Source organism: Halanaerobium sp. (assembly GCF_003070835.1).
This window is the reverse complement of the sequence record NZ_QBLR01000347.1, coordinates 1-3449: the sequence shown is the minus strand read 5'-3', so window position 1 is coordinate 3449 and position 3449 is coordinate 1. Positions and strand designations below refer to the sequence as shown.

The 3449-nt window shown below is 35.0% G+C and carries 5 protein-coding genes; 1 reads left to right on the top strand and 4 read right to left on the bottom strand.

What is annotated here, in order from left to right:
• Window positions 1–24 precede the first annotated feature (24 nt).
• From coaBC to remA, 4 genes are all read right to left on the bottom strand, one after another.
• On the bottom strand, window positions 25–1209 hold the full coding sequence (gene coaBC, locus CI949_RS18765) for a bifunctional phosphopantothenoylcysteine decarboxylase/phosphopantothenate--cysteine ligase CoaBC (RefSeq protein WP_133530225.1): 1185 nt from the start codon (window positions 1207–1209) through the stop codon (window positions 25–27).
• Window positions 1210–1284: 75 nt separating this feature from the next.
• Complete coding sequence (rpoZ, locus tag CI949_RS18760) at window positions 1285–1491, bottom strand: DNA-directed RNA polymerase subunit omega (RefSeq protein WP_133530226.1); 207 nt, start codon at window positions 1489–1491, stop codon at window positions 1285–1287.
• Entirely contained in the window at window positions 1488–2063 is a 576-nt protein-coding gene (gmk, locus tag CI949_RS18755) for a guanylate kinase (RefSeq protein WP_133530227.1), read from the bottom strand. Before gmk ends, rpoZ begins: the two co-directional genes overlap by 4 nt.
• A 17-nt stretch (window positions 2064–2080) precedes the next feature.
• Window positions 2081–2326, bottom strand: coding sequence for an extracellular matrix/biofilm regulator RemA (gene remA, locus CI949_RS18750; protein WP_073156162.1), 246 nt, complete (start codon window positions 2324–2326; stop codon window positions 2081–2083).
• 190 nt (window positions 2327–2516) lie between these two features.
• Between remA and CI949_RS18745 the strand changes: the two genes are divergently transcribed.
• Window positions 2517–3449 (top strand): NFACT family protein (locus CI949_RS18745; protein WP_290769218.1); only part of this gene is annotated, 933 nt, incomplete at its 3' end.

The following is a 3449-nucleotide window of genomic DNA, read 5'->3' as shown; positions in this document are numbered from 1 at the left end:
TAATAAATGTAAGATAGACTACAATTATTTTCTTTCTGCATCAGTTATATAATCAAATATTTTATGAGCCAGCTTTTCTTTTTCAAGCAGTGGTAATTTTGTACTTCCTTCTTCACTTAAAATAGTAACTTGATTTTTATCACTACCAAAAGCTATATTTTTATTACTGATGTCATTTGCAATAATATAATCTGCCCGCTTTTCCCGTAATTTAGCCTGAGCATTCTCTAGTAAATTTTCACTTTCAGCAGCAAAACCAATTAATAACTGGCTTGTATTTTTATTTTTCCCCAGTTCTGCAAGAATATCTGTTGTTCTTTCCAGCTCCAATTTTAAATTATCATTTCCCTTTTTAAGCTTCTGCTCACTGTATTCATGTGGGCGATAATCCGCTACAGCCGCTGCCATAATTATAATATCTGCTGTTTCAGCTTCCTGGAAAACCGCTTTTTTCATTTCAGCAGCTGTTTCTACCCGGCTGAGTTCGGCCCCCAGAGGAGCCTCAAGTTCTACCGGACCAGAAATCAATTTCACTTCAGCACCTCTATAGGCTGCAGCCTGAGCTAGAGCATAACCCATTTTACCACTAGAATGATTTGTTAAAAAGCGGACCGGGTCTATAGATTCTCGGGTAGGTCCAGCTGTAATAAGGATTTTTTGGTTTTTAAGATCTTTTTTAAAAAGCTCTCTTCTTACTTCTTCAACCAGTCTCTCTGGAGAAGGTAAGCGCCCCTTACCTGTATAACCACAGGCTAAATAACCTGCCTCAGGTGTAATAATTTTATAACCTAAATCCTCTAAAGTCTTCATATTTCTCTGAACTACAGGATTCTCAAACATATGCACATTCATAGAAGGGGCAATCATAATTGGTGCCTCTGTAGCCAGAATCACTGTAGTCAGCAAATCATCTGCAATCCCGGCTGCTGCTTTAGCAATAAAGTTTGCTGTTGCAGGTGCAATTAAAAATAGATCAGCTTTATCAGCAAGTCCAATATGTTTTACCTCACTGGTAGTTGTACTGAAAAGCTCACTTTCTACCGGTAGATGTGTTAAAGAATGAAAAGTGATTGGATTAATAAATTCAGCTGCAGACTCAGTCATAATTGTGTAGACATTGTGATTTAATTTTGTTAAACTGCTTGCAACCTGCAGTGATTTATAGGCTGCTATTCCACCGGTCACACCTAAAATAATATTTGCAGACATTTTCCTACCCCTTTATATTTAAGTATTTTCTTGAATTATTTTCAGCTGTAAACTACCTGCTTATAAACTGCCGATTTAATTCTGATGTCTCTTTTCATAAGTTATTTTATCTTTTTCAATTTCCTCTAAACTTTTAGAAACCAACTTATGGCTACGGTATTCTTCTAGTATTTCCTGACCGCTTTCATTAAGATGTCTTGCCCTTTTTGCTGCTAAAATAATAACTGTATATAAACTATCAGCCTTATCTACCAGCTGTTCTGCAGAGGGTTCAGTAATCATTTTGAATCTCTCCTTTTTTGTTCTTTAATAATAATTTTTTTAATTTCTCTAACCGCATCTGATAAACTATCATTAATAACTTCGTAATCATATTTATGTACTTCTTTTAATTCCTGTCTAGCATTTTTCAAGCGTAGATTTTTACTTTTGTCACTCTCTGATCCTCTTTTATCCAGTCTGTTTTCCAATTCTTCCAGAGAAGGTGGGACCAGAAAAATATAAACAGCTTCCGGATATTTTTCCCGAACCTGCTTTGCACCCTGAGTATCAATTTCCAGAATTATGTCTTCTCCCTCATCTAATTTCTGATCAACAAATTTTTTTGGGGTCCCATAATAATGACCATGAACTACTGCACTTTCAATAAAACCATCTTCTGCCTCAATTCCCTTAAATTCTGCTTCTGAAATAAAGAAATAATCCTCTCCCTCAACTTCACCTTCGCGCCTTTCTCTGGTGGTTGCAGAAACAGAATAGGAAACTCCATCAAAATTTTTGAATAGCTCATCCAGTACAGTATTTTTCCCCACACCTGATGGCCCGGATAATACAAATAATATACCCTTTGACATGAAATTATACCTCCACTTTATTTATCGTCTTCTAAACGGTGTGAGACGGTTTCTGGCTGAATTGCAGACAGTACAACATGATCACTATCTGTAATAATAACCGCTCTTGTACGACGTCCATAGGTAGCATCAATTAGCATTCCTCTTTCGCGTGCTTCCTGAATAATTCTTTTTATAGGTGCTGATTCTGGACTGACTACTGCAATCACCCTGTTTGCTGCAATAATATTACCAAAACCAATATTAATCAAATTAACATCCATTATTTCTACCTCCCAAAATCTTATTTATCTAAAATAACTTCGCTCCTTATCTTTATTAATGATACCACAGCATTACTTTTTTGACAAGGGTTGAGCTCAGTCTCATTAACAAACAGATGTTTATTTGATTGACTCTAAGCTTAGTTTCTTTTATACTTAAAGAAATATATTAAAGAATGGAGTGATCTGAATGGCCTTTGATGGTATTATGTTATCTGCACTTAAAGATAATCTAAAAGAAAAAATTATCGGTGCTCGAATTGAAAAGGCTTATCAAATAGATAAAAAATACTTAATTATTCGCTTAAGAAACAATAATCAAAACCTGGAACTATTAATTTCTACCGATCCCCAGGGAGCCAGAATTAATTTAACTGAATTAGATTTTGATTTCCCCTCCTATCCGCCTGATTTCTGCATGATGCTCCGAAAATATTTAAAAAATTCCTATGTTCAGGATATAGTCCAGCCTGAATTTGAAAGAATGGTTAGAATAGACATTGAAAAAAGAGGAAAAAAGTTTTCGCTAATTGCTGAATTAATGGGTAAATACAGCAATGTAATTCTCTTAGATGATAATGAGATGGTTTTAGATGCTATGAAGAGAATTACCGAAAAACAGAATTCAGAGCGTCAGCTCTATCCGGGAATTAAGTATCAAAAGCCACCGGCACAGGACAAATTAAACCCGCTTAAGCTTGAAAACAGAGAAGAATTTAGACAAATAATTGAAGAAGACTTTTCTCAGGCTGCTTTCCGAGCAGTAATGTATAATTTTAGAGGGATCGGCCCCTATTCGGCCCGTGAAATTGTCTTTAGAGCCGGTATAGACCCAGCCGAAAATTATAATAATTTAACTGATTCTGAAAAAAATAAAATTGCTGAGTCGATGATTAAACTTTTTTCTCAATTTAAAAAAGGGAAGTACAAACCGGTAATTGCAACCGAAGCGGGAGAAGTTGATTATATTTCTGCTTTTATTCTACAGCACAGAAATCCTGAAAAAATAGAAGAATTTGATGACCTTGACCGGATGATGGATTATTATTTTAAAGAATTTTTAAAAGACAGGGAACTAAATCGAAAAATTAGAGAATTAAACAAAGTAGTTAATACCTATTTA

Coding starts and splice junctions, on each gene's coding strand:
- gmk (WP_133530227.1), bottom strand. CDS start 2,063: ATGTCAAAGGGTATATTATTTGTATTATCCGGGCCATCAGGTGTGGGG.
- rpoZ (WP_133530226.1), bottom strand. CDS start 1,491: ATGATTACTGAACCCTCTGCAGAACAGCTGGTAGATAAGGCTGATAGT.
- coaBC (WP_133530225.1), bottom strand. CDS start 1,209: ATGTCTGCAAATATTATTTTAGGTGTGACCGGTGGAATAGCAGCCTAT.
- remA (WP_073156162.1), bottom strand. CDS start 2,326: ATGGATGTTAATTTGATTAATATTGGTTTTGGTAATATTATTGCAGCA.